This is a genomic window from Candidatus Pseudothioglobus sp. Uisw_041 (assembly GCF_048087625.1).
Lineage (GTDB): Bacteria > Pseudomonadota > Gammaproteobacteria > PS1 > Pseudothioglobaceae > Pseudothioglobus.
This window is the reverse complement of record NZ_CP159805.1, coordinates 1,324,463-1,350,090: the sequence shown is the minus strand read 5'-3', so window position 1 is coordinate 1,350,090 and position 25,628 is coordinate 1,324,463. Positions and strand designations below refer to the sequence as shown.

25 protein-coding genes and 1 tRNA gene are annotated in these 25,628 nt (G+C 35.1%); 14 read left to right on the top strand and 12 right to left on the bottom strand.

Annotated elements, in window-relative coordinates:
- Positions 1-57: 57 nt before the first annotated feature.
- Positions 58-142: transfer RNA gene (locus ABXT44_RS06835), tRNA-Leu, on the top strand.
- A 21-nt stretch (positions 143-163) separates the two neighbouring features.
- Here the strand turns inward: ABXT44_RS06835 and ABXT44_RS06830 are convergent.
- From ABXT44_RS06830 to ABXT44_RS06820, 3 genes are read right to left on the bottom strand one after another with little or no spacing between them, the layout of a single operon-like run.
- Positions 164-721: a TetR/AcrR family transcriptional regulator gene (locus tag ABXT44_RS06830; protein ID WP_416686475.1), complete on the bottom strand. Its 558-nt coding sequence runs from the start codon at positions 719-721 to the stop codon at positions 164-166.
- Positions 722-727: 6 nt separating this feature from the next.
- Entirely contained in the window at positions 728-1,636 is a 909-nt protein-coding gene (locus ABXT44_RS06825; RefSeq protein WP_416686474.1) for an oxidoreductase, read from the bottom strand.
- A gap of 23 nt (positions 1,637-1,659) precedes the next feature.
- On the bottom strand, positions 1,660-2,805 hold the full coding sequence (locus ABXT44_RS06820) for an MBL fold metallo-hydrolase (RefSeq protein ID WP_416686473.1): 1,146 nt from the start codon (positions 2,803-2,805) through the stop codon (positions 1,660-1,662).
- A 176-nt stretch (positions 2,806-2,981) separates the two neighbouring features.
- Between ABXT44_RS06820 and ABXT44_RS06815 the strand changes: the two genes are divergently transcribed.
- The 8 genes from ABXT44_RS06815 (at position 2,982) to ABXT44_RS06780 (ending at position 12,157) form a co-directional block, all read left to right on the top strand.
- Positions 2,982-4,889, top strand: a complete 1,908-nt coding sequence (locus ABXT44_RS06815) for a heme lyase CcmF/NrfE family subunit (RefSeq protein ID WP_416686472.1) — start codon at positions 2,982-2,984, stop codon at positions 4,887-4,889.
- Positions 4,886-5,698, top strand: a complete 813-nt coding sequence (gene ccmI, locus ABXT44_RS06810) for a c-type cytochrome biogenesis protein CcmI (RefSeq protein ID WP_416686471.1) — start codon at positions 4,886-4,888, stop codon at positions 5,696-5,698. Before ABXT44_RS06815 ends, ccmI begins: the two co-directional genes overlap by 4 nt.
- 5 nt (positions 5,699-5,703) lie before the next feature.
- On the top strand, positions 5,704-6,831 hold the full coding sequence (gene dapE, locus ABXT44_RS06805; protein ID WP_416686470.1) for a succinyl-diaminopimelate desuccinylase: 1,128 nt from the start codon (positions 5,704-5,706) through the stop codon (positions 6,829-6,831).
- 31 nt (positions 6,832-6,862) lie between these two features.
- On the top strand, positions 6,863-7,537 hold the full coding sequence (trmD, locus tag ABXT44_RS06800) for a tRNA (guanosine(37)-N1)-methyltransferase TrmD (RefSeq protein WP_416686469.1): 675 nt from the start codon (positions 6,863-6,865) through the stop codon (positions 7,535-7,537).
- 85 nt (positions 7,538-7,622) lie between these two features.
- Positions 7,623-8,513 carry a 4-hydroxy-tetrahydrodipicolinate synthase gene (gene dapA / locus ABXT44_RS06795; protein WP_416686468.1) on the top strand — a complete coding sequence of 297 codons (891 nt, stop codon included), beginning with the start codon at positions 7,623-7,625 and terminating at the stop codon, positions 8,511-8,513.
- Positions 8,510-9,571: an outer membrane protein assembly factor BamC gene (gene bamC, locus ABXT44_RS06790; protein ID WP_416686467.1), complete on the top strand. Its 1,062-nt coding sequence runs from the start codon at positions 8,510-8,512 to the stop codon at positions 9,569-9,571. Before dapA ends, bamC begins: the two co-directional genes overlap by 4 nt.
- Before the next feature lie 34 nt (positions 9,572-9,605).
- Positions 9,606-11,504, top strand: a complete 1,899-nt coding sequence (locus ABXT44_RS06785; protein ID WP_416686466.1) for a BRCT domain-containing protein — start codon at positions 9,606-9,608, stop codon at positions 11,502-11,504.
- Positions 11,505-11,569: 65 nt separating this feature from the next.
- Positions 11,570-12,157: an ANTAR domain-containing response regulator gene (locus ABXT44_RS06780; RefSeq protein ID WP_416677561.1), complete on the top strand. Its 588-nt coding sequence runs from the start codon at positions 11,570-11,572 to the stop codon at positions 12,155-12,157.
- A gap of 1 nt (position 12,158) precedes the next feature.
- On the opposite strand, the gene ABXT44_RS06775 is transcribed toward ABXT44_RS06780, so the two are convergent.
- From ABXT44_RS06775 to lpxL, 5 genes are all read right to left on the bottom strand, one after another.
- Positions 12,159-12,476, bottom strand: a complete 318-nt coding sequence (locus ABXT44_RS06775) for a phosphoribosyl-ATP diphosphatase (protein ID WP_416686465.1) — start codon at positions 12,474-12,476, stop codon at positions 12,159-12,161.
- A complete protein-coding gene (hisI, locus tag ABXT44_RS06770) occupies positions 12,469-12,849 on the bottom strand; it encodes a phosphoribosyl-AMP cyclohydrolase (protein ID WP_416686464.1) in 381 nt (126 codons plus the stop codon). Before hisI ends, ABXT44_RS06775 begins: the two co-directional genes overlap by 8 nt.
- A gap of 65 nt (positions 12,850-12,914) precedes the next feature.
- The gene (gene prfB / locus ABXT44_RS06765) at positions 12,915-14,009 is read right to left on the bottom strand and encodes a peptide chain release factor 2 (protein WP_416686463.1); all 1,095 of its coding nucleotides are present in this window, start codon (positions 14,007-14,009) and stop codon (positions 12,915-12,917) included.
- A 71-nt stretch (positions 14,010-14,080) separates the two neighbouring features.
- Positions 14,081-14,341 carry a 30S ribosomal protein S15 gene (gene rpsO / locus ABXT44_RS06760; protein ID WP_416688460.1) on the bottom strand — a complete coding sequence of 87 codons (261 nt, stop codon included), beginning with the start codon at positions 14,339-14,341 and terminating at the stop codon, positions 14,081-14,083.
- 81 nt (positions 14,342-14,422) lie between these two features.
- Positions 14,423-15,328 carry an LpxL/LpxP family Kdo(2)-lipid IV(A) lauroyl/palmitoleoyl acyltransferase gene (lpxL, locus tag ABXT44_RS06755; RefSeq protein WP_416686462.1) on the bottom strand — a complete coding sequence of 302 codons (906 nt, stop codon included), beginning with the start codon at positions 15,326-15,328 and terminating at the stop codon, positions 14,423-14,425.
- A 42-nt stretch (positions 15,329-15,370) separates the two neighbouring features.
- Between lpxL and dnaG the strand changes: the two genes are divergently transcribed.
- Positions 15,371-17,197, top strand: coding sequence for a DNA primase (dnaG, locus tag ABXT44_RS06750; protein WP_416686461.1), 1,827 nt, complete (start codon positions 15,371-15,373; stop codon positions 17,195-17,197).
- Here the strand turns inward: dnaG and ABXT44_RS06745 are convergent.
- The 4 genes from ABXT44_RS06745 to mraZ all read right to left on the bottom strand — a co-directional run bounded on the left by ABXT44_RS06745 (position 17,194) and on the right by mraZ (position 20,719).
- Complete coding sequence (locus ABXT44_RS06745) at positions 17,194-19,044, bottom strand: peptidoglycan D,D-transpeptidase FtsI family protein (protein ID WP_416686460.1); 1,851 nt, start codon at positions 19,042-19,044, stop codon at positions 17,194-17,196. The two genes, dnaG and ABXT44_RS06745, sit on opposite strands and share 4 nt — an antisense overlap.
- Positions 19,041-19,220, bottom strand: a complete 180-nt coding sequence (locus ABXT44_RS06740; RefSeq protein WP_416686459.1) for a hypothetical protein — start codon at positions 19,218-19,220, stop codon at positions 19,041-19,043. Before ABXT44_RS06740 ends, ABXT44_RS06745 begins: the two co-directional genes overlap by 4 nt.
- Before the next feature lie 89 nt (positions 19,221-19,309).
- Positions 19,310-20,236 carry a 16S rRNA (cytosine(1402)-N(4))-methyltransferase RsmH gene (rsmH, locus tag ABXT44_RS06735; protein WP_416686458.1) on the bottom strand — a complete coding sequence of 309 codons (927 nt, stop codon included), beginning with the start codon at positions 20,234-20,236 and terminating at the stop codon, positions 19,310-19,312.
- Between the two features lie 30 nt (positions 20,237-20,266).
- Positions 20,267-20,719 carry a division/cell wall cluster transcriptional repressor MraZ gene (mraZ, locus tag ABXT44_RS06730; RefSeq protein ID WP_416686457.1) on the bottom strand — a complete coding sequence of 151 codons (453 nt, stop codon included), beginning with the start codon at positions 20,717-20,719 and terminating at the stop codon, positions 20,267-20,269.
- A gap of 132 nt (positions 20,720-20,851) precedes the next feature.
- Between mraZ and ABXT44_RS06725 the strand changes: the two genes are divergently transcribed.
- The 4 genes from ABXT44_RS06725 (at position 20,852) to ABXT44_RS06710 (ending at position 25,601) form a co-directional block, all read left to right on the top strand.
- Positions 20,852-22,192, top strand: coding sequence for an NAD(P)-binding domain-containing protein (locus ABXT44_RS06725; protein WP_416686456.1), 1,341 nt, complete (start codon positions 20,852-20,854; stop codon positions 22,190-22,192).
- A 163-nt stretch (positions 22,193-22,355) separates the two neighbouring features.
- Positions 22,356-22,961 (top strand): hypothetical protein, encoded by a 606-nt coding sequence (locus tag ABXT44_RS06720; protein ID WP_416686455.1) that lies wholly within the window; start codon positions 22,356-22,358, stop codon positions 22,959-22,961.
- Positions 22,948-24,876, top strand: a complete 1,929-nt coding sequence (locus tag ABXT44_RS06715) for a fumarate reductase/succinate dehydrogenase flavoprotein subunit (protein ID WP_416686454.1) — start codon at positions 22,948-22,950, stop codon at positions 24,874-24,876. Before ABXT44_RS06720 ends, ABXT44_RS06715 begins: the two co-directional genes overlap by 14 nt.
- A complete protein-coding gene (locus tag ABXT44_RS06710) occupies positions 24,873-25,601 on the top strand; it encodes a succinate dehydrogenase/fumarate reductase iron-sulfur subunit (protein WP_416686453.1) in 729 nt (242 codons plus the stop codon). Before ABXT44_RS06715 ends, ABXT44_RS06710 begins: the two co-directional genes overlap by 4 nt.
- Positions 25,602-25,628: the final 27 nt, after the last annotated feature.

Sequence of the window (25,628 nt, the reverse complement as noted above, 5' to 3'; positions counted from 1 at the left end):
AATCTATTTCTTAAATAAGAAATGTTTGATTTAATTCGGTATAATTTCAAAATCTTCGCGGGGGTGGTGGAATTGGTAGACACGCTGGATTTAGGTTCCAGTGTCGCAAGACGTGAGAGTTCGAGTCTCTCTCTCCGCACCATATATTTTTAAAAAAGAGCTCTTAGGAGCTCTTTTTCATAATATCCCAGATTACATTCAGTTCACTCTCACTTGGCTTGGAAAGATTTCTTAATTTTAAGTTTTTAATAATCGTTTCAGTTGCTGACCAACTTATTTGAAAGAGTAGGTCAAAATCAATATCTCTAAAATAACCTTCTTTAAAAAATAGTTTCATATCGGTCATTGATTTTTCAAAATTTTTGAAGCCTATTGCCCTTGCTTCTTCAGATACCATGGGATCGATATCAACTAAACCTAAAAAGATAAATTCATTGTAGTTAGTTAAAAAATACTCAATAATTTTTCGGGAAGCTTCTTTGAACTGAAGTTCAACACTTGAATTATCAGGCATATTTTCATTTAAGTCAGAAAAAGCATTTTTTTTAATGCTTATGTATATTGTGTCAATAAGCTCTTGCTTTGATTTAAAGTGTACAAAAAGCGTTCCAGAGGCAACCCCTGCTTTTTTGCTAATTTGAGCAGTTGAAGTTGACTGAATGCCCTGACTGGCAAATAGCTCTAGAGCGCTTTGATAGATTTTATCTTTAGTTGAGAGCATTATTTTTTAGTCAATGGAGTAACTCACTCCAGTTAGTTCTTCAGATAGCTTCCAAAGTTTTTTTGCATTATCTACATTATACGATAAATCATTTGATTTAACTAATGCAGGGTGACCTTTCATACCGCCCATTGATGGAGAGCCAAAATAATTATCTGACTGGGCAGTTGGATCGGTAGCTGCTCTGAGGCCTCCAAGAGCACCTACCTTAACTTTCTGTCCAAGAAAAATATTCATAAAATTTGCCATACCAGAATGCTTCTGAAGATCTGTAGCAGTCCACCCTGGATGTGAAGCTAATACCATTGGACTTCCTTTATCCTGACCAAGTTTACGAGATAATTCATAGGTGAAATATAAATTTGCTAGCTTAGTGTCACTGTAGGCGCTCCAAGTTTTATATTTTCTTTTTTCCCAATTAAGATCATCAAAATCAATATTTCCAGAGGTGTGAGCAATACTAGCTACATTTACAACTCTTGAATTTGGCGTCTTTTTGAGTAGAGATATTAGTTGACCTGTTAAAGCAAAATGACCTAAATGATTCGTGCCCATCTGTATCTCAAAGCCATCTTTTGTTTTTGAATAAGGGCAGGCCATTATGCCAGCGTTATTGATAAGGCAGTCTAGTGCTTTGTATTTTTTGTTTATAGATGTTGAGAAATTATTGACTGATTCGAGGCTTGATAAATCTAGCTCTTGAATATCTATCTTCGCACTGTTATTTTCAGCAAGAATTTCTTTTTTTACAGAATCAGCTTTTTTAATATTTCTAGCAGCCATAATAACGGTTGCGTTTTTTCGAACAAGAACTTTAACCGATTCTTTACCAAGACCACTTGTTGGTCCAGTTACTATAAAAATTTTCCCTGATTGATCAGGGATATTTGATTCGTTCCAATTTTCTTTTTTCATTTTTTTCCTTAAATAATATTAGTTTAATTTCTAAGCTTTTCCCACCAAGGATTTTTTGGTAAGTTGGTTAGCTCAAATACTTCACCAATCATTGGGGTTGCAATGTTGACATTCCTTTTCGCAGCTTCCTTAGTAATTCGAATGATTGGCTCATCCCATGGATGAATCGATAAATCAAACTTAGACCAATGAATCGGGAATAGCACTTCTGCTTTTAAGTCGATACTGGCTTGAACAGATTCATCAGGAAACATATGAACATTTGACCAGTCTATGTTGTAAGCACCATTCTCGATAAAGGCAATGTCAAAAGGACCATATTCATTACCTAATTTTTTAAATGTCTCTGAGTATCCTCCATCACCACTAAAATAGGCACTTAATGATTTTGATTTAACAATCCAAGAGCCCCATAATGTCGAGTTACCATTGGTTATGCCTCTTCCACTAAAGTGAAGAGCTGGCGCAAAGATAAACTCAACATCTTTATAGCTCTTGCTTTCATACCAGTCAAGCTCAGTAATTTTATTTTTATCTACTCCCCATCTTTCTAAATGTGCTCCAACCCCTAAAGGCACAATAAAATGATCTACTAGATTTGATAAGTCTTTAATTGCTTTAGAGTCAAGGTGATCATAGTGATCATGTGAAATGATAACAACGTTGACCTTTGGAAGATCCTCTATCAATATTGGGTTTTCAAATACAAATGGTTTCCCATTAAAAAAACTACTTTTACTTTTTGAGCTGAACGACGGTAATGGTGATGCTCTATTAAAGACTGGATCAGTCATAACAACCAAATCTTCAGTTTTCATAAGAAGCGTGGAGTGACCAAACCAAACAAATTTACCCTCTGTTAAATCTTGACCTTGAAATTTTATTGTTGGAAGAGGGCCCAAAGGGTTTTTATCTTTTGGCGGAAAGAACCATTCCTTTAGGGTCGACTTTCTTTCTAAAGTTCGAAAGTTTGTGTATGTTGTTTTAATGTTGCGAAATTTACCCTCAAAAAAGTTTTCTGAATTAACAATTATTTCCTTGGTATTTTTGTCAGGAGAGGCGCCAAAGACAGGGGAGACATTAAGAAAAATAAAAATAACAAAAGCAATTATAAGTAGCGCATAGATTAAATATTTGATTACATTTAATATATTAAAAAGAATTTCCATAATTAAGTGCCTGTATTTTTTCAAAAAATAAATTATATACTACTAAATGAGTGACCAGTCAGTCATTATGTAATCTTATTTCTTAGTTACTTTAATTTAAGTGATGTCTATTAAGAATAAACATAAGAAATACTGTAAAATATTAGCTCTTAAAAACATAATAAAAACTTGGACTTATGTTGATTGAAATTGGACACTTTTCCCTCGTTCTTGCATTGATATTTTCTGTGCTATTGATGGTATTGCCATCAATAGGTCTTTATCAGAATAAATCTAGTCTTGCTCAACTTGCAAAGCCATTAGTTTGGGCGCAAGGTTTTTGGATTGTTATTGCTTTTATTATTCTAATGAGTGCATTCCTCACGAATGACTTTTCAGTGAAGTATGTAGCTGATAATTCAAATACTCAGCTCCCAGTTTTATTCAAGGCATCTGCAGTCTGGGGAGCTCATGAAGGCTCATTACTTTTATGGGTCTTTGTGCTTTCAATATGGACTATCTCGGTTAGTATTTTTTCTAAGCGTATTCCGTCGGATTTATTAAATCAAATTCTCGTAATACTGGGTGCTATAAGTTTTGGATTTTTGCTTTTTCTACTTTTTACATCGAATCCATTTGAGCGTTTACTGATTCCTCCATTAGAAGGGAGAGAGCTAAACCCACTCCTCCAAGATTTTGGTTTGGCAGTTCATCCGCCAATGTTATATATGGGGTATGTTGGATTAGCAGTTCCGTTTGCCTTTGTATTGGCTGCATTAATCAGAGGCCAGTTAGATAGCACTTGGCTAAGATGGACAAGGCCATGGGCGTTAATTTCTTGGGCTTTTTTGACTGTTGGGATAACGCTTGGAAGTTGGTGGGCTTATTACGAACTTGGCTGGGGAGGATGGTGGTTCTGGGATCCTGTAGAGAATGCGTCATTTATGCCTTGGCTTGTTGCGACCGCGCTTATCCATTCATTAAGCGTTAGTGAAAAGAGAGGCGCATTTAGGCAGTGGACAGTTCTTTTAGCTATTGGTGGTTTCTCATTAAGTTTGTTAGGAACTTTTTTAGTTCGCTCTGGAGTTTTAACTTCTGTCCATGCTTTTGCAACAGATCCAACAAGAGGTCTGTTTATTTTGCTATTTTTATTTATTGTTATTGGCGGCTCTTTGGTTCTATTCACATGGCGCTCTCACTTATTGCAAAAAAGTAATCAATTTGCACTACTTTCAAGAGAAACTGGACTGTTAATAAATAATATATTGCTTATCACGGCAATGTTTACAGTTCTTTTGGGGACACTTTATCCATTAATTCTTGATACATTAAATCTTGGAAAAATATCAGTAGGTGCGCCTTATTTCAATGCAGTTTTTGTGCCAATTATGCTGCCAGGAGTTTTAGCATTAGCTATTTTCCCTTTTGTTCGCTGGAAGAAAGATAGCGTATCTAGATTAACTTTATTACTGCGCCTAAACTGGATTGGCATCGCTTTATTAATCTTGCTTGCAAGAGTTGTAATTACAGATAATATTTATGTGTTAATTGCAATTGGCCTGTTTATCTGGGTTACCTTTCATGTCATTATTTTATTAACGAAAAGAATAAGGACAAAATCAAAATTTTCATTTGCATTTATTGGGATGATAATTGCCCATCTTGGAATTGCAGTCTTTGTTCTTGGCGCTACAGTAACAACCCAACTTGGTATTGAAAAAGATATAAAAATGAATGTTGGAGAATCTCAAAATATTGCAGGATATGACTTTGTCTTTAATGGGGTAAGTCCTCATATGAAAGATAATTATTCAGGCTTTATTGGTGACATTAGTGTTTATAGTGAAGGAGAAAAAATTGCACAGCTTGCTCCTGAGAAAAGATATTACCAAAGCGGGATGCCAATGACTGAAGCATCAATTGATCCATCAATAACTAGAGATCTTTATGTAGCTTTAGGTGAAGGTTTGCAAGGCGGTGCCTGGAGCGTAAGAATTTATTATAAGCCGCTGGTGAGATGGATATGGTTAGGTGGATTAATGATTGCCCTTGGAGCTCTCTTTGCAGCAATTGACCGGCGTTATTTTGTGAGAGCTAAATCATGATCCTAAGCTGGCAATTTATTTTGATGATTGTTTTATCTAGCTTATTTTTAGCATGGTTTCTGTATCGGCCAGTGAAGTCAAACCTTAGTGATGATGATTCAAATATAGCAATTAATAAACAAAGGCAGGCTGAGCTTGAAATAGATTTTAACCAAGGACATATTGAGAGCGCTCAATATCAAGAAGCGGAGTCAGAAATTATTAGCACTTTAGCATCAGAGCTAAAAACCAGTCCTGCAAAAAATATAACCATTGAGCCATTAAAATGGCTAGCTCTGATAGTTTTATCCATTGGAATTTTATCTTTATTAGTTTATTCTCAGCTGGCTCCAAAAATAATTCCAAATTCTGATACTGCTTTAACTGAGCCTTTGACTATGAGTGAAAGTATTGAAAAATTACAGGATTATTTAATAGAAAATCCAAATGATTTTCAAGCGTTAAAAATGCTAGGTCTGGCGCAAGTTGGTGTTGGAAGTGTTGATGATGCAATTAAGACTTTTGAGAGTGCGTTTGAATTGAATCCAAATGATATTGATTTACTTCTTCAGTTTGCTAGCGCTATAGCTGCGAATCAAGATGGCATGTTTTATGGCAAGTCTAAAACTTTAATTGAAAAGGCTTTAAGTCTTGATCCTCAATCAATTCAGGTGCTGTATTTTGCAGGCATTGTTTTAGCTCATCAATCTGACCTGGATGGGGCAATAGGTTACTGGCAAAAAGCTTTATATCTTATGCCAGATACTCACCCTGATAGAAATATTATCGAAGAGGCTCTTAATACGGTATTAAATTTACAAGTAAAATAACCATCATGAGTCAAACATTAGAATTAGCAAAATCACTTATAAGTAGGCCTTCTATAACTCCTTATGATAAGGGCTGTCAAGCCATCATGATTGATCGTCTTGAAAAAATTGGATTTAAGATTCACCCTCTTAAGTTTGGAGATGTTGATAATTTTTGGGCTACTCATGGAAATACTGGTCCAATTTTTTCTTTTGCGGGCCATACTGATGTCGTTCCTGCTGGAGATGATGAGGCATGGAAAACACCTCCTTTCGAGCCAACAGTAAAAGATGGACTCTTATTTGGTAGGGGCGCAGCTGACATGAAAGGAGGTTTGGCTTCGATGCTTGTGGCAACAGAAAACTTTATTGAAAAAAACCCTAATCACAAAGGGACTCTTGCATTTTTAATTACCTCTGATGAAGAGGGAGTGGCTGTTAATGGAACGGTTAAAGTGATGGATTATCTTAAAAGTCTTGGTCAGAAGATAGATTATTGTTTGCTTGGTGAGCCATCATCTACCTCAGTGCTTGGAGATGTTATAAAAAATGGAAGAAGGGGATCGTTAAATGGCCTTTTAACTATAAAAGGAAAGCAAGGGCATATTGCATATCCACATCTTGCAGAGAATCCTAATCATCTTATGACTTCAGCGCTGAATGATTTATGTCAGCAGCAATGGGACAATGGGAATGATTACTTCCCAGCTACTTCATTTCAAATTTCAAATATCCATTCTGGCTCGAGAGTAACAAATGTTATACCCGGTGAAGTAGAAATAATGTTTAACTTTAGGTATTCAACAGAAACTACAAAAGAAGAGCTTCAGAAAAAAGTAAATGATATTTTAGATAGTCATAAACTTAATTATTCTATTGATTGGTCACATTCAGGCTACCCATTTTTAACTCCACAAGGAGTCTTAGTCTCTGCATGTATTGATGCAATTGAAAAAATAAAGTCAATTAAACCAGAGCTTTCAACATCTGGAGGCACTTCTGATGGTCGATTTATTGCACAAGAAGGAACGCAGGTGGTTGAACTTGGTCCTATTAACGCAACAATTCATCAGATTAATGAGTCAGTTTTGGTCCAAGATTTAGATGATCTGACTAAAATTTACTCACAAATTTTAACTAATCTATTGGTCTAGGCTTGTTATTAATAACGCTACAGGTTAATAAATGAAATTCGAAATTATTACTCTTTTCCCTGAAATGTTTTCTGCGATTACAGAGGAGGGCGTTGTTGCAAGAGCAATAAAGAAGTCGATTATCTCAATTAGAGAATGGCAGCTTAGAGACTTCAGCTCTAATAAATACAAAAATATTGATGATAAGCCTTATGGTGGTGGTGGTGGAATGGTAATGCAAGTAAAACCAATCAGGGATTGTATTGCAAAGATTAAAGAGCAGACTCCAGAAACCAAAGTTATTTACCTGTCACCTCAAGGCCAAGCATTAAACCAGAGTTTAGTAGAAAAACTAGCATCCTTTGATTCATTAACTTTGCTTTGTGGTCGTTATGAAGGGGTGGATGAGAGAATTATAGAAAATGATATTGACTATGAGGTTTCTATAGGAGACTACGTTATTAGTGGTGGTGAATTAGCGGCTATGGTGTTAATTGATTCAGTGAGTCGTCGCTTACCCAATGTTTTGGGAAATGAGGATTCTTTAAAAGACTCATTTACTAATAATTTACTTGATTATCCTCACTATACTAGGCCAGAGACTATTGATGGCCAAACTGTTCCAGAGGTTTTATTAAGTGGAAATCAAGCTAAAATAGATTCGTGGCGTAATCAGCAATCAATTGAAAAAACTAATCAAAAAAGACCCGACCTTATAACCAAGTAAATCTATTATGATAAAGTCTCTAGTAGAATTGTTATTACTAGGCCAATCGTATATAATTTCAGCTATATTTTGAATCAATCTCTAAATGAATAAAAATCACTCTTTTATAGGCTCAAATGTTGCATTAATTACCCCAATGTTTATTGATGGAGCTGTTGACTATGAGGCACTTAATCATTTAATTGATTTCCATATTGATTCAGGAACAAGTTCAATTGTTGCCGTCGGAACTACTGGTGAGTCTGCGACTGTAGGAGTAAAGGAGCATCTAAAAATAATAGACCATACAGTAAAGTATGCTGCGAAAAGAATTCCAATAATTGCAGGTACAGGTGCTAATTCAACATCTGAAGCTATTGAGCTTACTCAAGAAGCAAAAAACCTAGGTGCCGATGCTTGTTTATTAGTTACTCCATATTATAATAAGCCAACTCAAGAAGGATTATTTCAGCACTTTAAATTAATAGCAGAAAGTGTTAATATCGATCAAATTCTTTACAATGTCCCTGGCAGAACTGCAGTTGATATGTCTGTGGATGTAACTTGTAGGTTATCTGAAATTCCTAATATTATTGGAATTAAAGATGCAACTGGAGATCTTTCAATCATAAAACAGTTAGTTGCAAAGTGTCCCAATGACTTCTTGTTATTAACTGGAGATGATGCTACAGCTGTTGATTTTTTAATTGCGGGTGGCCATGGCGGTATTTCTGTAACCGCTAATATTGTTCCAAAAGAGCTTCAGAAAGTTTACTTATCAGCAATTGCGGGGAATGAAGAGCTGGCTAAAAAATTAAACTTGCAACTAATAAATTTCCATAAAAATTTATTTATAGAGGCAAATCCAATTCCTGTTAAATGGGCTCTTCATAAGATGGGAAAGTGTGATAAAGGTATTAGACTTCCATTACTGGAATTATCTAATGAGTTCAAATCAACTATTGAGCATGACCTAAAGGAGCTAAATTTAGTATGAAAAATATCAACTATTTAACCATTATTCTAATTAGCTTTTTAGCTGTGAGTTGTTCAAAGATTTCAGATCCCATTAAGAAAGTAAATATAGGAAATCGTGTCGTAAACTATCAAGCTGATGAAAAAGTTGATTCTTTAATAATTCCTCCAGATCTTACTGCGCCAAGTTCTCAGGGCGTATTTACTGAAGTTACTGAAGTAAGTGATAAAGAAATTGTTGTAAAAAGAGTTCAAAATGTTGAAGTTATGCGTGATAAGTATCGCCGCTGGCTTGTTGTAGACCTGCCTCCAAGTGAAGTATGGAAGCTCTCTAAAGAATTTTTTAGATCTTATAATTTTAAGATTAACAAAGAAAATCAAAAAATTGGTATTTTAGAGACTGATTATCTTGAGATAGAAACCGTAGTCCCTGATAAATCGCTTGGTACAATAAGAGCTGCATTAGCAAGAGCCTTAAAAACCCAATATGGGCTCCCAATTGCTGATAAGTACCGCATTCGAATAGAACCTGTTGAAGGTCAAAATAAATCTGAAGTTTACTTAACTCTTTCATCAATTGGCGAAGTTGTAAGCGGGGCAATGAGAGTTTGGCAGCCAAGAGAAAAAGATGTTGAGCTTGAGACAGAGATGCTACTAACTCTAATGGTATTTTTAGGCAATGATAGGGCAGAAGCTATTGATAAAATACAATCAAATGAAACTAGTAAAGAGGCAACTGCTTTAGTTGAAACTTCTGAAAATGGTTATGCTAGCTTAATTTACCCTTATGATAAAGAGCAGTCATGGAGCTATCTTGGGTGGGCCCTTGATGAGCTCAATATTGACATAGATGACAGAGACCCAATTGAAGGTAGTTACTTTATAAATGTAAAGCCATATTCAGGATATTTCTCTAGACTCCTTAATACGGCTAATTCAACCAAAACATATCAGTTGATTGTTAGAGAGGTTGATGAGCTTTCAACCTATGTTTATTTTGTCGATTTATCTGAGGAAGATGAGGACGATACCTTAGCTTATAGTTTTGAACTTTTTAATCAAATTGCGTCAAAGTTTTAATCTTTTTAAATACTAGCTAGATTTTATTTAAATCATGCTCACTAATATAAAAATTCAAGATATCGCTGATCAGAAAATTTTGATTAGCGATTTAACAGATGATGATTTACTTGAATTCTGTCAAATTGCAAATCAAAGATACCGAGATGGAAATCCTATCATTAGTGACGAGGACTATGACTTTGTATTTAATCCTGAGTTATCAAAAAGACTTCCAGATCATTCTTTTTTGCAAAAAATTGAGGCTGAAAATGAAGGTTTTTCAGAAGAGAAAATTAAACTTCCTCAAAAAATGCTATCTACAGATAAAGCCTATAGTTGGGAAGAGATAAATAAGTGGCTAGATAGAGTTTCTAAGTTTTCAAGTGAAATTGATTATCCACTTGCTGATATTCAAATAAAAGGAACAGCTAAGTTAGATGGCTTTGCTGGGTACGATGATGGCTCTAAACTCTATACAAGGGGAGATGGTAATAAAGGAAGTGATATAAGTAGAGTATTCGCAAGGGGGCTTGGAATTTTTAATAATAGTGAAAGAGGACAAGGTCCTGGAGAAATAGTTGTTAAACGTAGTTATTTTGAAAAGCATCTTAGTAATAATTTCGAATATCCAAGAAACTTCCAGGCTAGCCTTATTAAAGAAAAAGAGTTAGATTCATTAGCAATTGAAGCAATTAGTAATAAAGCTGCTTTATTTGTTCCATTTACGCAACTACCTCAATGGCTTGGCAGTATTGAAGAATTTAGTAATCAATTTTTAGATATAGTTGGTCAATTGGAGAGCGGGGTTGATTTTGATATTGATGGTGTGGTATTCGAAATAGTAAATCCCGAGCTTAAAGATTATATGGGTTCTAACAGAAAATTTCACCGCTGGCAAATTGCATTCAAAGAGAATAAAGAAAAAGCTCAAGTTAAAGTTATATCAGTCACAGCTCAGGTTGGCAGAACTGGAAAGATAACACCTGTTGCCGAGTTAGAGCCAACGCAGCTTAGTGGAGCAACAATTTATCGTGCTTCTGGCCATCATTATGGCCTTGTAAAAGAACAAGGTTTAGGTGCTGGAAGTGTTATTGAATTGACTCGAAGTGGCTTAGTTATTCCTAAAATTAATAAAGTTTTGAAAACTGCAGAAGTAGATATCCCTTCTAATTGCCCAAGTTGTGGATATAAACTAAGCTGGGATTCTGATTTTTTAATGTGTTTTAACCATGAAAAATGCCCAGAACAAATTATGGGAAAAATAATATATTTTTTCCGAATTCTTGCAAATAATGATGGGTTTGGACAAGCTACAATTCAAAAACTATACGCTGAAGGCATTCACCAAGTAAGTGATATTTATCTTCTAAATGAAGCTAAATTAATGTCTATGGGTTTTGGTGAAAAAACCTCCCATAATCTAATTAATCAGCTCATTAGATCAAGAAAAGAAAGTATTGAAGACTGGAGGTTTTTGGCTGCTTTTGGGGTGCAAAGACTTGGAATGGGAAACTGTGAGAATTTACTAAGAAATTATTCAGTTGAAAAAATTTTTGATTTATCTATCAAAGACATTTCAAATATTAATGGCTTTGCTGAAATAACTGCAGAGTTAATTTTTGATGGCTTAACCTTAATTAAGCCTCAATATGAGGTTTTAATTTCAGGAGGTTTTAAATTAGAACAAACACTCTTAAATACTGAATTAAATCAAAGTAATAGTCCTTTTAATAGTATGACAATTGTTTTTACTGGAACAATGAGTGAATCTAGGGCTAAGCTTCAAAAACAAGCCAAAGCTTTCGGGGCAAATGTTGGAAAGAGCGTTAGTTCAAAAACTGATTTTTTAATTATTGGTGAAAATGTTGGTCAATCAAAAATTAAAGATGCCAAAACTCATCAGGTTGACCTTCTTACCGAAGCAGAATATTTAAAACTACTAAAACTCTAATTAAATATGAAAGATGAGTTCAATGAGGTATATTACCAGCCAACAAAAATAAACTTAAAATTATAATGAAACAAACAGCGTTAAAAATAATACTAGTTGATGAGAATATGGGGCGATCTGCGATTCTTAGACGCGCACTTCAAGATAAAGGTCATGAAGTTATCTCTCGTTTAGAGGGGAGTGTTAATCTTGCAACCAGTAACGAAATTACTCATGCTGATGTTGTCATTGTCAATGCAGATATTCCAGATGAGGCTGTTTTTGCTAACTTGAGGGATGTTAACAAAACTAAACCTAAGCCTATTGTTATGTTTACAGAAAGCTCAGAAGATCATATGGCTGGTACTGCTATTAAGTCAGGAGTTAATGCATATATTGTTGATGGTCTTGAGGAAAAACGAGTTCAGCCGATTATTGATGTTGCAATTGCCCGTTTTAGAGAGTTTCAAGCACTCAAAGATGAGTTAGATGCTACAAGAAATCAGTTAGCTGAGAGAAAAGCAGTTGAAAAAGCTAAAGGTTTACTGATGAAGCATAAAAAAATAACTGAAGATGAAGCCTATCAATCTATTCGGAAGATGGCTATGGACAAAAATAAAAGAATTACTGACGTAGCTGATGGAATTATAAGTGCTTTTGAGTTGATACAATAATCTATTTATTTCTAGAAGCCTTTTCTTCATGACCAGATATGCCAAAACGAGAGGCTAACTCTAATTCAACTTCTTCAAGTGAAATATTTTCATGACGCAGTAAAACTAACAAGTGAAACCAAAGGTCTGCTACCTCATGAATAACTTCTTCCCTTCCCTCTTCTTTAGTAGCTTTAATAACTTCATCTGACTCTTCGCTAATCTTTTCTAGGATTTTATTTGTTCCTTGACGATATAAAGAGGAAACATAAGATTTATCTCCTGAGGATAATTTTCTCTCTTCAAGTATTTTTTCGAGAGCTAAAAGCATGTTATCCATAGATTTCCTTTGGATCTTTTATGACCTCTGAGATACTTTGCCATTCATTATTTTCAAGTTTATTAAAAAAACAATTAGCACGGCCTGTGTGACAAGCAATACCGCCTTGTTGACTTACCTTAAGCAAAATAACATCTTGATCACAGTCTGTATAAATCTCAACTATATCTTGACTATGGCCAGACTCTTCGCCTTTAAACCAAAGTTTTTTTCTAGACCTTGAAAAATATACTGCTTTTTTTGTTTTCACACTTAAAGATAGTGCTTCTTTATTCATCCACGCCATCATTAAAATTTCAGAAGATGAAAAGTCCTGAGTAATTACGGGAACTAGTCCGTTTTCATTAAACTGAATTTTATCTAGGGCTTTCATTGTTTAGCTTTAATTTGTTTAGTAACAATTTTACCAATGCAATTTAAATCGATGAAGGTTTATTTTTATAGGCCTGCTTTTAGGCTTGCTACTATAAATTGATCTAAATTACCATCAAGTACATCCTGAGTATTACTACTTTCAACCCCTGTCCTTAAATCTTTAATACGTGACTGGTCAAGAACATATGAGCGTATTTGATGTCCCCAGCCGATATCTGACTTTAAATCTTCAACATCCTGCTTTTCACTGTTTCTTTTTTGCATTTCAAGCTCGTATAGTTTAGATTTTAATTGTTTCATTGCCTGATCTTTATTAGCATGTTGAGACCTTCCGTCTTGACATTGAACGACTGTTGTAGTTGGTAAATGCGTAATTCTAACAGCAGATTCAGTTTTATTAACATGCTGACCACCTGCTCCTGAGGCGCGATAAGTATCAATTCGAAGGTCAGAAGGGTTTATATCTATTTCAATATTGTCATCAATTTCTGGGGACACAAAAACTGAAGAAAATGAGGTATGTCTTTTTCCATTTGCATTATATGGAGATTTTCTAACTAACCTATGGATGCCTATTTCACTTCTTAGCCAGCCAAATGCATAGTCACCATCAAAGTGAATAGTTGCAGATTTAATTCCAGCAACATCTCCAGCTGAAACCTCCATTAACTTAACTTTAAAATTATGTTTATCACCCCATCTTAAATACATTCTTAAAATCATTTCAGCCCAGTCTTGGGCCTCAGTTCCTCCAGATCCTGATTGAATATCTAGATATGCAGAATTTTGATCCATATTGCCACTAAACATTCTTCTAAATTCATATGATGCAATTGATTTTTCTATTTCATTTAAATCTGAAACGATTCCATTAACTGTGTTTGTGTCATTTTCAGCTTCAGCCATATCAAGGAGCTCTTTAGCATCATTTAAAATACTTGATGAGTAAGAAAATGCTTCGCAAAGGCTTTCAAGGTCGACTTTTTCTTTACCTAAAGACTGTGCCTTTTCAGGATCTGACCATATTTTGGGATTCTCTAATTCCAATCTTACTTCTTCTAAGCGTTCAATCTTTTCGTCAATCACCAGATGCTTAGCTAAAGCAGTTGAGCGCTCAATTAGTTCAGATATTTTTTGATAGTTAGCAGACAGTTCCATAACCCTATTTTAATACGACAAGTAATAAAAAAGCCCCAAAATAGGGGCTTTAATTTATTTCACGCTAATATTTATTTTCTAAGGCCTAGTCGTGAAATTAAATTTGAGTAAGTAGTGACATCATTAATCCTAGCATAAGCCAATAATTTTTTACGTTGAGAGACCAAACGTAAAAGACCTCTTCTTGAGTGATGGTCTTTCTTATGTGTTTTAAAATGCTCAGTTAAATGTTTGATTCTTGCAGTTAGAAGAGCAACTTGCACGTTAACAGACCCAGTATCAGCCGCGTCATTTTGGTATTCTTTAATAATAGCTTGTGTATCGATTGACATAATTAACAGTGTATGTGACAAAATTTAAGAACGGAATTATACTCTATTTTTTTGAATTGTTGTATTTCTAATAAAATATTATTAATTATTTTTATAGAAGTTTTCTGCACCATCTGGCCTTGTTTTAAAACGACGATGGATCCATAAGTACTGCTCTGGAGTTTTATTTATTTGTTTTTCAAGAATTTTGTTTGTAGTTGTTGCATCAATAATTGGGTCACTAGATGGAAAGCCTGAAAGAGGCTTTTCAAAAGACATTTCATACCCTTTACTTGTTCTAACAAAGCTATATGGTATGACTCTAGTGTTATTGTTTTTGGCAAGTCTTGCAGTAGCAGAGGCAGTTGCAGTTTGAATTCCAAATAATGGAGCAAATACACTATTATTTTTTCCTAAGTCCTGATCAGGCGCATACCAAATAGGTAGGCTATTATTTATGGCTTTTATAATTGACCTTGTATCTTTACTTTTAATCATTACAGCACCATTTTTTTTATAACCTTTGACCATTGCCTGATCAAAAAGCTCATTATTTTGTGGTCTATAAATATTAGCAATTGTGTGATTAATCAATAAAGCACGACTTCCTAACATAAGCGGCATAAAGTGAGCACATAAAATAATAACCCCACCTTCCTGTTTGAGAGCATCTGTAAAGTAGTGCTCTTGATTAATTGTTAATAGCTTATTAATTTTTTTATCACTTGCATAATAAGCATTTGCAGTTTCAAAAAGACTAATTCCAATCGCTTCAAAGTGTTGCTTAACTAAAGTAATAACTTGAGTTTGTTTTTTTTCAGGAAAGCAGTGCGATATGTTGGCGTAAGCTGTTGAGCGCCATTTTGTCATAAATGGATAAATTACCTTACCAATAAATTTACCTATAATTACTTGTGTACTAAAAGGAATAAGGACTCCAATTCGCATTAGCAAAATTAAAATCCAAGTTGGAAAAAATTTAGGGTGAATAAATTTGATGTTTAACATTAAAATAAAAATAAAATGAAACTAAAGATTAACATATAAATTATGCCTTTTATTGACAGAGATTTTATCAATGATTTGCCCAATAGGGTAGATATTGTCGGCCTAATTAATAAGAGAGTCGCTTTAAAAAAGGCTGGAAAGGATTTTAAGGCATGCTGTCCCTTCCATGAAGAAAAGACTCCATCATTCACGGTCGTTCCAAATAAACAAATATACCACTGTTTTGGCTGTGGAGAAAGTGGTGGTGTAATAGATTTTATAATGAAGTATGATCATTTAGCTTTTGTTGAGGCTATTGAAACAGTGGCAGGAGAGTCTGGGGTTTCAGTTGTATATGACCAGGCTGCTAAGCCTGTTGATAAGAGGTTTGAGCGATACAATAAATTGATGTCAGAGCTTAGCGAATTTTATCAAAATCAATTAAAGCAATCTGCAGCTAAAAAAAAGGTGGTTGACTATGCCAAAAGTAGAGGCATTAGCGGCACTATAGCTAAAAGATTTGAGCTTGGCTTTGCGCCTCCCGGTTGGACCAATCTTTACGATGCGTTTAAAGATAATGATGAAGCAATTCAGGATCTCCTGACAATGGGGATGTTAGTTCCAAAAAAAGATAAGAAAGATGATTTCTATGATCGGTTTCGCGATCGATTAATGTTTCCAATACATAACACCAAAGGTAATGTTATAGGTTTTGGTGGAAGGGTCCTTTCAAACAAGGATAATCCAAAGTATCTTAATTCACCTGAAACCCCTTTATTCTCAAAATCAAAAGAACTCTATGGCCTCTATCACTGCAGAAAGCATAGTAGGCGTATTGATTATATAATAGTTGTAGAGGGTTACATGGACGTGATTGCTCTTCATCAACAAGGCATAACGAACGTTGTTGCTACTCTTGGAACTGCTACTACCCCGGCTCATTTGCAAGTTTTATCTCGCTCAGCGGAGACAATTATTTTTTGTTTTGATGGCGATAAAGCTGGAAGAGATGCAGCTTGGAAAGCTTTAAAAACCTCTTTGCCAGTAATAACTTCAGGACTCCTTATTAAGTTTTTATTGTTGCCTGATGGAGAGGATCCAGATACATTAATAAAAAGTGAGTCAGTAAAATCTTTTACCAAAAGGGTAGAGGAGTCTCAGACTTTATCTAGTTTTTTATTTGATCATATAAAATCAGAAGTTCCCTTTAATACAATTGAAGGCAAAACCTTGTTTTTAGAAAAATCTGCAGCTTTAATTAACTTAGTGACTTATCCAATATACCGTCAGCAATTAATTGAAGGTGTCGCCCAAACCATTGGGCAGAACGTTGTTCAGGTTGAAAAGGCTATTGAGCAAAGTGTTGCTGATGAGATGCCATCGTTTAATGCAGATGATTATGATGAAATTGAGCCACCATATAGGCCAATTCAAAACAATATAGCTGCCGTTCGCTCTTCGAGCATGAAAAGCCTTATGTCAAGAATGATTTCGTGCGTCATTAATTATCCAATAATTGTAAATGATCTTGAATCCTCAAGTGTTATTGAAGAGAGAGTAAGAAATCTACCTAAGTCAGAAGTATTGGTTGAATTGATAAGATATGCTCAGGTTGAGTCTGACCTTTCAAAGGATGGTTTATTGGCTCCCTTCAAGTCCCAAGAAAGAGTATATTCTCGGCTTAAAGAGCTAAGTGTAATGGAGCCATTTTTAAGTGAATATGAAGCCAAGGAGGAATTTGGCTACACTTTGACGGCAGCAGAAAAATACTACGAAAGAAAATCAACAAAAGCCTCTATTCTCTCAGCTAAAACTCATGACGATGAAAAGCTTGTTATGGAAAATATTATGAAAAGCAAGGCTAACCCAGCATCTAAAAAGTTAACTTAGCCTTCAAACTTTGATTTAATATCTGGATCATTAATCAGTATTCTTTTCATCGCTTTTTGAAATGCCATAGAGGCTGAATTAGAGCCTTCACATCGATTTCTCATAGTTGGATCCCAAGATACAAAGCATTTTTTAGGGTAATCAAGCCTAACTGCCATAATATATTTTGGATTTTCAGCAGGAGAAAACCCAATGAAATAAGTTCTTTTAGCGCCATCTTTGCTGTACTTTCCATCAATAACCATTTCTGCTGTACCTGTTTTTCCGGCAACTGAGTATCCATCAATTACCGCTCGATAGCCCGATCCATTATCTGAAGCAACCGAGTCGAGTATTTGAGCTATTCTTTTAGTTGATTCTGGAGTAAAGACTTGCTCTAAATTATCAGGAGCACTATTGTTTTTAAAAAGTTTTAATGAAGGTATTGCGCCTTCATTGGCAAATACAAGATAAGCTCTTGCCAGTTGTGCAAGATTTGTATTCATGGGACCGTGCCCAAATGAAAGTGAGCGTTTGTCAGCTAAGCCCCAACTACTATAATGTCTTAAAACTCCAGGATTTTCAGTTCCAGGCATTAATCCAAGGGAGCTTCCAAAACCTAGCATTTTCCATGTGTTGTAGAACTCTTCATTTTTAATATTTTCTGCAACCATTACTGTGCCTAAATTATGTGACTTTTCAAGAATTCTTTGAATCGTCATCTCTGTATATTTTTTATCAGGCAGTATGTTTCCAACACGACTTGTCACATCAATTAATTCATCTTCTGTTGCAGTTATTACGCCTTTATCTAAAGCAAGAAGCATTGTAAAGGGCTTCATGGTAGATCCTGGCTCAGTTTTATCAGAGAAAACACGATTACGATAATCATCAGCACTATAATTTTGATGATTGTTTGGGTCTGTTGATGGGTAATTTGTAAGGGCTAATATTTCACCATTAGGTGATAGCACAATCGCAGCGGCAGAGTCTGCCTCGTGGAATTCAGCCTGCTCTTTGATTGCATTGTAGACATGAAATTGAATATCTGAGTCAATAGTTAAATTTAAATCAGCACCTTCTTTAAATTTTTTAATTAACTCTGCATCATAGTAGATATTAGAACCATTTTTGTTATCTGCTAATCGCTTAACACCATCAAATCCAGCTAAATATTGGTCATATTCTGATTCAATCCCAAATACCCCAATATTATTAATATTAGTTTTTCCAATTAATGGCGCTACAGAGTCTTTTTTAGGATAGTAGCGAAAACCACTAGATTCGATTGCTACCCCAGCTATTGATTGCCTAGTACACTTCTCCTCTTCTATTTTTTCTTTTACTGCTAAATTTAAGCCTACAAGTAATTTAACTTTATCTGCCAAATTATTAGATGGTAATTTAAGTTCTTTCAAGCAAATGTTAACGCGTTTATTTTTGAGTTCAGCAATATTACTTAGAATAGGGTCATTTACTCTTAATTTTTCTTTAACAATAAAGTACTTTCTTTTATTCTCTCTCTTTTTACTTATTTTTTCCCTAAATTCATCTGTTGGAATATTCAAGGCTTCAGCCAAAAGATCAATATATTCATCTTGAAGAATCATTGGGTCAAGATTAATTTTCTTGTGTATGAGGTTTATAGCAAGAAGATTATTATTCCTGTCCAGGATATTACCCCTTATGGATTTTTCAATAATTGTAAACTCAGAATTATTTGAGGCCTTAAGTTTTAATGACAAGTCATTAGCAATAATATCGGTAATACTAAAAGCCCTATAAATAAAAAAGAACACAATGATAATGAAACTAATTTTAATTAATGCTTGTCTGTTTCTATAACCCTGTACCCTTGTAATCTTCATATAGAGATCTCTTCAGTTTCAATTGGGACGAACATCAATAATTCTTCTTTTGATTTTTGATAAATCGTTATCCCACTTTCAAGCTCTGAATATTCCATCATTAGCTGCCTGTTAAGAGCATTTATACGCTCATGATTAGACTTAACAACTTTTTCATTTTGATGTAGCAAATACATTTGATGATGCCAATGAATGCTTAATATTGAAATTGAAACGATCGAAATTATTAATAAAATATTAATAATGAATTTTTTTTTAATTATCGCTAGCACTTTTCAACCAAACGGAGGATTGCACTTCGTGATCTTCTATTCACTTTGATCTCTTCATCAGAAGGCTTAATTTTTCCTAAATCTTTCAGTAAGCATTCAGACTCATCATTGGCAATGACTGGTAATCCTTTTGGGAGTTGCTTAGGTCGAGAATGTTTACGAATGAATTGTTTAACTATTCTGTCTTCAATTGAGTGAAAAGTAATAATTACAAGTCTTCCCTTGGGAGATAATGCGTCAATAGTTTGCTCAAGAGCTTCTGAAAGTTTTTTTAATTCATCATTAATTGCAATTCTAATAGCTTGAAATGAGCGAGTCGCTGGGTGCTTTTTTTTGCCAGGTCTTACAACACTAGAGATAATATTTGCTAGCTCAAGCGTTGAGTTCAGATCGTTATTTTTTTGATATGCTTTAATGGTTGAGGCGATAATTCTACTTCTTTTTTCTTCGCCATACTGAAAAAGAGTATTAGCAATTTCGGTTTCGCTACTATCTCTTAACCAGCTTGCTGCAGTAGTAGTTTGGGTTTGATCCATCCTCATGTCAAGAGCGCCATCTTTCATAAAGCTAAACCCTCTTTCAGCATTGTCAATTTGAGGTGAAGAGATGCCAAGATCCATTAATATGCCATCTACTTTTCCTAATAAATTCAATTGACTAAGAGTATCTTGAAGGTTTGAAAAATTGCAATGAATTGGGGTTAGGCGTGAGTCTGGAAAATTTATTTGTGCATAATTGATTGCCTCCATATCTTGATCAAGGCCAATAACCTTTCCAGAATTTCCAAGATTATTTAGTATCCCCTTGGTATGTCCACACCTACCTAGAGTGGCATCAACATAGACACCATTAGGCTTAATATTAAGGCCTTTAATAGACTCATTGAAAAGGACTGATTCATGATGATTTGATTCTATCATTGAGTTATTACACTTAATTGATTCATCGCTTTAAAGTGAAAGTTTTGAAATCTCTTCAGGAACTTCATCTTGAGAACTTAATCTTTCAAGCTTTTCAATTTGCTGATGCCATGCATTTTCATCCCAAATTTCAAAACTTGTGCCTTGGCCACTTAGAATTGCTTTATCTGTTAAATTTGCATAACTCTTGTGAGAGCTTGGTAATAAAATTCTGCCAATTTTATCTAAGTCACAATCACATGCATGGCCTATAAGTTTTCTGGATATTTTCTTAGAATGAACATTCAGCGAAGGGAGTTCAGCAATCTTCCGTTCAAGTTGTTGCCAATTAGGAAGTGGGTATAAAACTAAACAAGGGTCATCAGGATGAATACTAAGGACCATTTCCCCAGAGCAGATTTTGGCTACTTGATGTTGATGGCGAACAGGTATCTTTACCCTTCCTTTCGAATCAATTGATAATAGGTGAATTCCACGAAACATAAACCATTTTATACCATTAAATACCATTTATTACCACAAATATTTAAGATTAAATTGATATTTAAGTGTGTAACATAATAAATAATATTTAAAATTTTTTTTACAAAAAATTAACTAATTTAGGCAAAAATAATGAATAAAAAAGTAGCAATTATTGGTGCTGGTCCATCTGGTCTGGCCCAGCTTAGAGCCTTTAAATCAGCGGAAGAAAATGGTGAAATCGTCCCGGAGATTGTTTGTTTTGAGAAGCAAGATAACTGGGGAGGACTCTGGAATTACAGCTGGAGGACGGGACTTGATGAACATGGCGAAATTGCACACAGCAGTATGTACCGTTATCTTTGGTCAAATGGCCCTAAAGAGTGCTTAGAATTTGCAGACTATTACTTTGAAGAGCACTTTGGTCATCCTATAGCCTCCTTTCCACCAAGAGAGGTTTTGTTTGATTATATTCAGGGAAGGGTTAAAAAAGCTAATGTTCGAGATAAGATAAGATTTAATACCGCCATAAGAAATGTTGAATACAGTGAGCAAAGTGGGCTATTTACTTTATCTATCAGTAACCTAGTTGATGATGAGACGTATTCTGAAGAATTTGATTACGTTATTGTTGCTTCTGGACATTTTTCCACCCCTAATGTCCCTAGTTATGAAGGATTTAGTCATTTTAATGGCAGAATACTTCATGCCCATGACTTTAGAGATGCTTTAGAGTTTGAAGGCCAAGATATCTTAATAATTGGAAGTAGTTATTCTGCTGAAGATATTGGCTCTCAATGCTACAAATATGGAGCCAAGTCAATTATAAGTTGTTATCGAACGGCTCCAATGGGATTTGGCTGGCCTGATAATTGGGAGGAGAAGCCTGCATTAATTAAAGTCTCAGGAAATACTGCTCATTTTGCCGATGGGAGCTCAAAAGATGTTGATTCAATTATTCTATGTACAGGCTATATTCACCATTTCCCATTCTTGCCAGATTCACTTCGCTTAAAAACGAATAATATTCTTTATCCATTAGGTTTATTTAAAGGCGTTGTCTGGGAGAAAAATCCAAAGCTGATGTATTTAGGTATGCAAGATCAATGGTATACCTTTAATATGTTTGATGCCCAAGCTTGGTATGCAAGAGACGTTATTCTTGAAAAAATAGAGCTGCCTTTATTTGATGATATGCAGGCGCATACACTTGAATGGCATCAGCGAGAAACAGCACAAGAAGATGTTGCTTATGCAATTGACTTTCAAGGCGCCTACACTCAAATGTTAATTGATGAAACTGATTATCCCAATTTTGATATCAAAGGAGTGAATAAGACATTTATGGATTGGAAGCATGATAAAAAAGATGGAATTATGACTTTTAGAGATAAATCTCATGCATCTTTGATGACAGGAACCCAGTCACCACCTCACCATACGCCATGGCTGAAGGCGTTAGATGATTCTCTAGAGACCTATTTAGACATTTGATTTAAATGAGCTAGTAAATATTACTTTTGTATAATGACAAGTAGTTAACTAAAAAAATCGAATTAACCATATAAAAAACACCTTTACATAGATTAATTAAGACTAAAATTCCATCTTTTTTAAAATATAATAAATAGCTGTTAATTAGCTAAATTGCTGTTAAATGAATTCTACTAAAAATAACACTGTACGACAGAAAAAATTGATGGCATTAGCTGGATTATTCTGGTTTTTTTTCCTAATATTTTATCTTTTAGGAGCTTTGACTTTTCATGCTGGTGAGAAAGCCTTTACAGCACTTTATGTTTGGTTTAATAGCTCAATCTTCTCTCCAATATTAATCGCCTTATTGAGCATAACAATTGTCTTTCATGTTGTGACTGCAGTGACTAGGCAATTATCAAATAATGTTAGTTCTGGTGATAGATATAAGAAGCCTTATCCTAAAGCCATACCACGATTAGTTGCATGGTCTGGCGCATCTATTATTCTTATTTTTATAGTTACTCATAGTATTCAAATGTTTTCAATCGACTCTACTGATTTATATTCAGAAATCCAGTTAATTTTTCAAAGACCAATGATGTGGGCTATTTATGGCCTTGGAATGATTGCAATATCAACACACTTGCATCATGGGTTGATAAACGTACTTCAAACATTCGGTATTTCCAGTAAACAACCCAAGGGCTTAGCATTTGGGATTGTCTTTGTAATCATGGCAGGCTATGCTTCAATTCCACTAGGTATTTTGTATGCAAAAATTTAATCCAAACGTGCCGACTGGGCCCTTAGAGGGTAGATGGGAGAAACATAAATTTGATTTAGCTCTTATCGCGCCGCAAAATAGAAAAAAATATAATATTATTGTTATTGGAACTGGTCTTGCAGGCGCATCTTTATGCGCAACACTAGGAGAGGCAGGCTACAATGTCCAGTCTTTTTGTTACAATGACAGCCCAAGAAGAGCGCATTCAATAGCTGCTCAGGGAGGCGTTAATGCTAGTAAAAATTATCAAAATGATGGTGATAGTACCTGGAGGCTTTTCTATGACACAATCAAGGGTGGTGATTTCCGCGCAAGGGAGTCCAATATATATCGCTTAGCTCAATTAAGTTGCAATATTATTGATCAGGCAGTTTCCCAAGGTGTTCCTTTTGCAAGAGAATATAGTGGTTATTTGGCAAATAGGTCATTTGGTGGTACTCAGGTTTCTCGAACTTTTTATGCTCGTGGACAAACTGGACAGCAACTTTTGTTAGGGGCATATAGCTCAATGAGCAAAGAAATAGCATCTGGAAAAGTAAAACATACTTCTAGATCTGAAATGTTAGAAATAATAATAATTGATGGAAAGGCCCGAGGAGTCGTAGTGCGTGATTTAATCACGGGTGAAATTTCTTCACATGTTGCTGATTGTGTTGTAATGTGCACTGGTGGTTATAGTAATGCATACTTCCTGTCAACTAATGCAAAGGGTTGTAATACTTCTGCAACATGGAGAGCACATAAAAATGGTGCTTATTTTGCAAATCCAAGTTTCACTCAGATTCACCCAACTTGCGTTCCACCAACTGGTGACAGTCAGTCCAAATTAACACTAATGAGTGAATCTTTAAGAAATGATGGTCGAATATGGGCCCCAAAAAATATTGAAGATTGCGATAAAAATCCAAATGAGATTTTAGAAGAAAATAGAGATTATTTTCTGGAGCGAATGTACCCTGCATTTGCAAACTTAGTGCCAAGAGATATTGCATCAAGAGCACTTAAAGGTATATGCGATGAAGGGCGAGGTGTTGGTTCAATCATTAATGATCAAAGGCTTGGCGTTTATCTTGATTTTTCTTCGGTCATTGAAAAAATGGGCATTGATAAAGTTAAAGAGAAATACGGTAACTTGTTTGATATGTATAAAAATATTACAGGTGAAAATCCTTATGAAGTGCCAATGAAGATTTATCCTGCTCCGCATTACACAATGGGTGGATTATGGGTTGATTACAACCTAATGACAACGATTGATGGGTTGTTTGCGTGTGGTGAAGCTAATTTTTCTGATCATGGGGCAAATCGATTAGGTGCCTCTGCGTTGATGCAAGGATTAGCAGATGGCTATTTCATTGCGCCACAAACTGTTGCTAACTATCTAGCGCGCGGAACATTTGAAAAGGTAAGTAATGATCACCCTGATGTCATAGCCTCTATCGATGCAGTTAAAAGTCGTATAGATAAGCTAATGAATGCGCCTATGCCAGAACATTCTCCCGACTATTTTCATAGAAAAGTAGGTGGTATCTTATGGGCTGCATGCGGAATGGCAAGAGATAAGAATGCGCTTGAAGAGGCGGTGAAATCAATTGAAAAACTAAAGTCTGATTTCTGGAAAAGTATTAAAGTAACTGGCTCAGATACTGACTTTAATCAAACCCTAGAAAAGGCTGGTAGGGTTGCAGATTTTATTGAGCTTGGCCATCTAATGTGTGTTGATGCTCTTGATCGTGAAGAGTCTTGTGGCGCACATGCGCGCCTTGAGTATCTCGCTGAAAGTGGTGATGCTATGAGAGATGATGAGAACTATGGTTATGTAGCTGCATGGGAATTTAACGAGAATGGCTCGGAGCTTCATAAAGAAGAGCTTAATTATGAATTTATTAAGCCAACATATAGGGACTATAAATGAATTTCACACTGCATATCTGGCGACAAAAAAATACGAGTAGTGACGGAAGCTTTGTAACTTACCATGTTGAAAATATTGATAGCGACACCTCATTTTTAGAGATGCTAGATCACTTAAATGAGAAGCTTATTGACAAAGGTGAAGATTGTGTAGTGTTCGATTATGATTGTAGAGAAGGAATTTGCGGCACCTGCTCATTGGTAATTAATGGCCACCCTCACGGTGAAAAGAAAGCAACGACTACTTGCCAGCTTTATATGAGGGATTATGCTAATCAGAGAGAGCTTTGGATCGAGCCATGGCGTGCTCAAAGTTTCCCAATTATGAAAGATTTGGCTGTTAAGCGAGAAGCGTTTGACCGAATTATTCAGTCTGGAGGGTTTATCTCTGTTTCTGTTGGCTCTGCCCCTGAAGCTAACTCTCAACTGATTAATAAAGACGATGCAGATTGTGCATTTGACTCAGCAACTTGTATTGGATGCGGTGCATGTGTTGCAGTTTGTCCAAATGCTTCAGCAAGTTTATTTGTGGCTGCAAAGATTAATCATTTTGAGCAGTTGCCCCAAGGCAAAATTGAAAGCAAGAAGCGAGCAGAAAGAATGATAAATCAAATGGAAGAAGAAGGCTTTGGAAGTTGTTCAAATCATCGGCATTGTGAGACTGTTTGTCCAAAAGAAATTTCAGTTAGTAATATTGCTACAATGAATAATTTGCTACTAGCATAATTGCATAGCTATTTTTTATATTTTTAG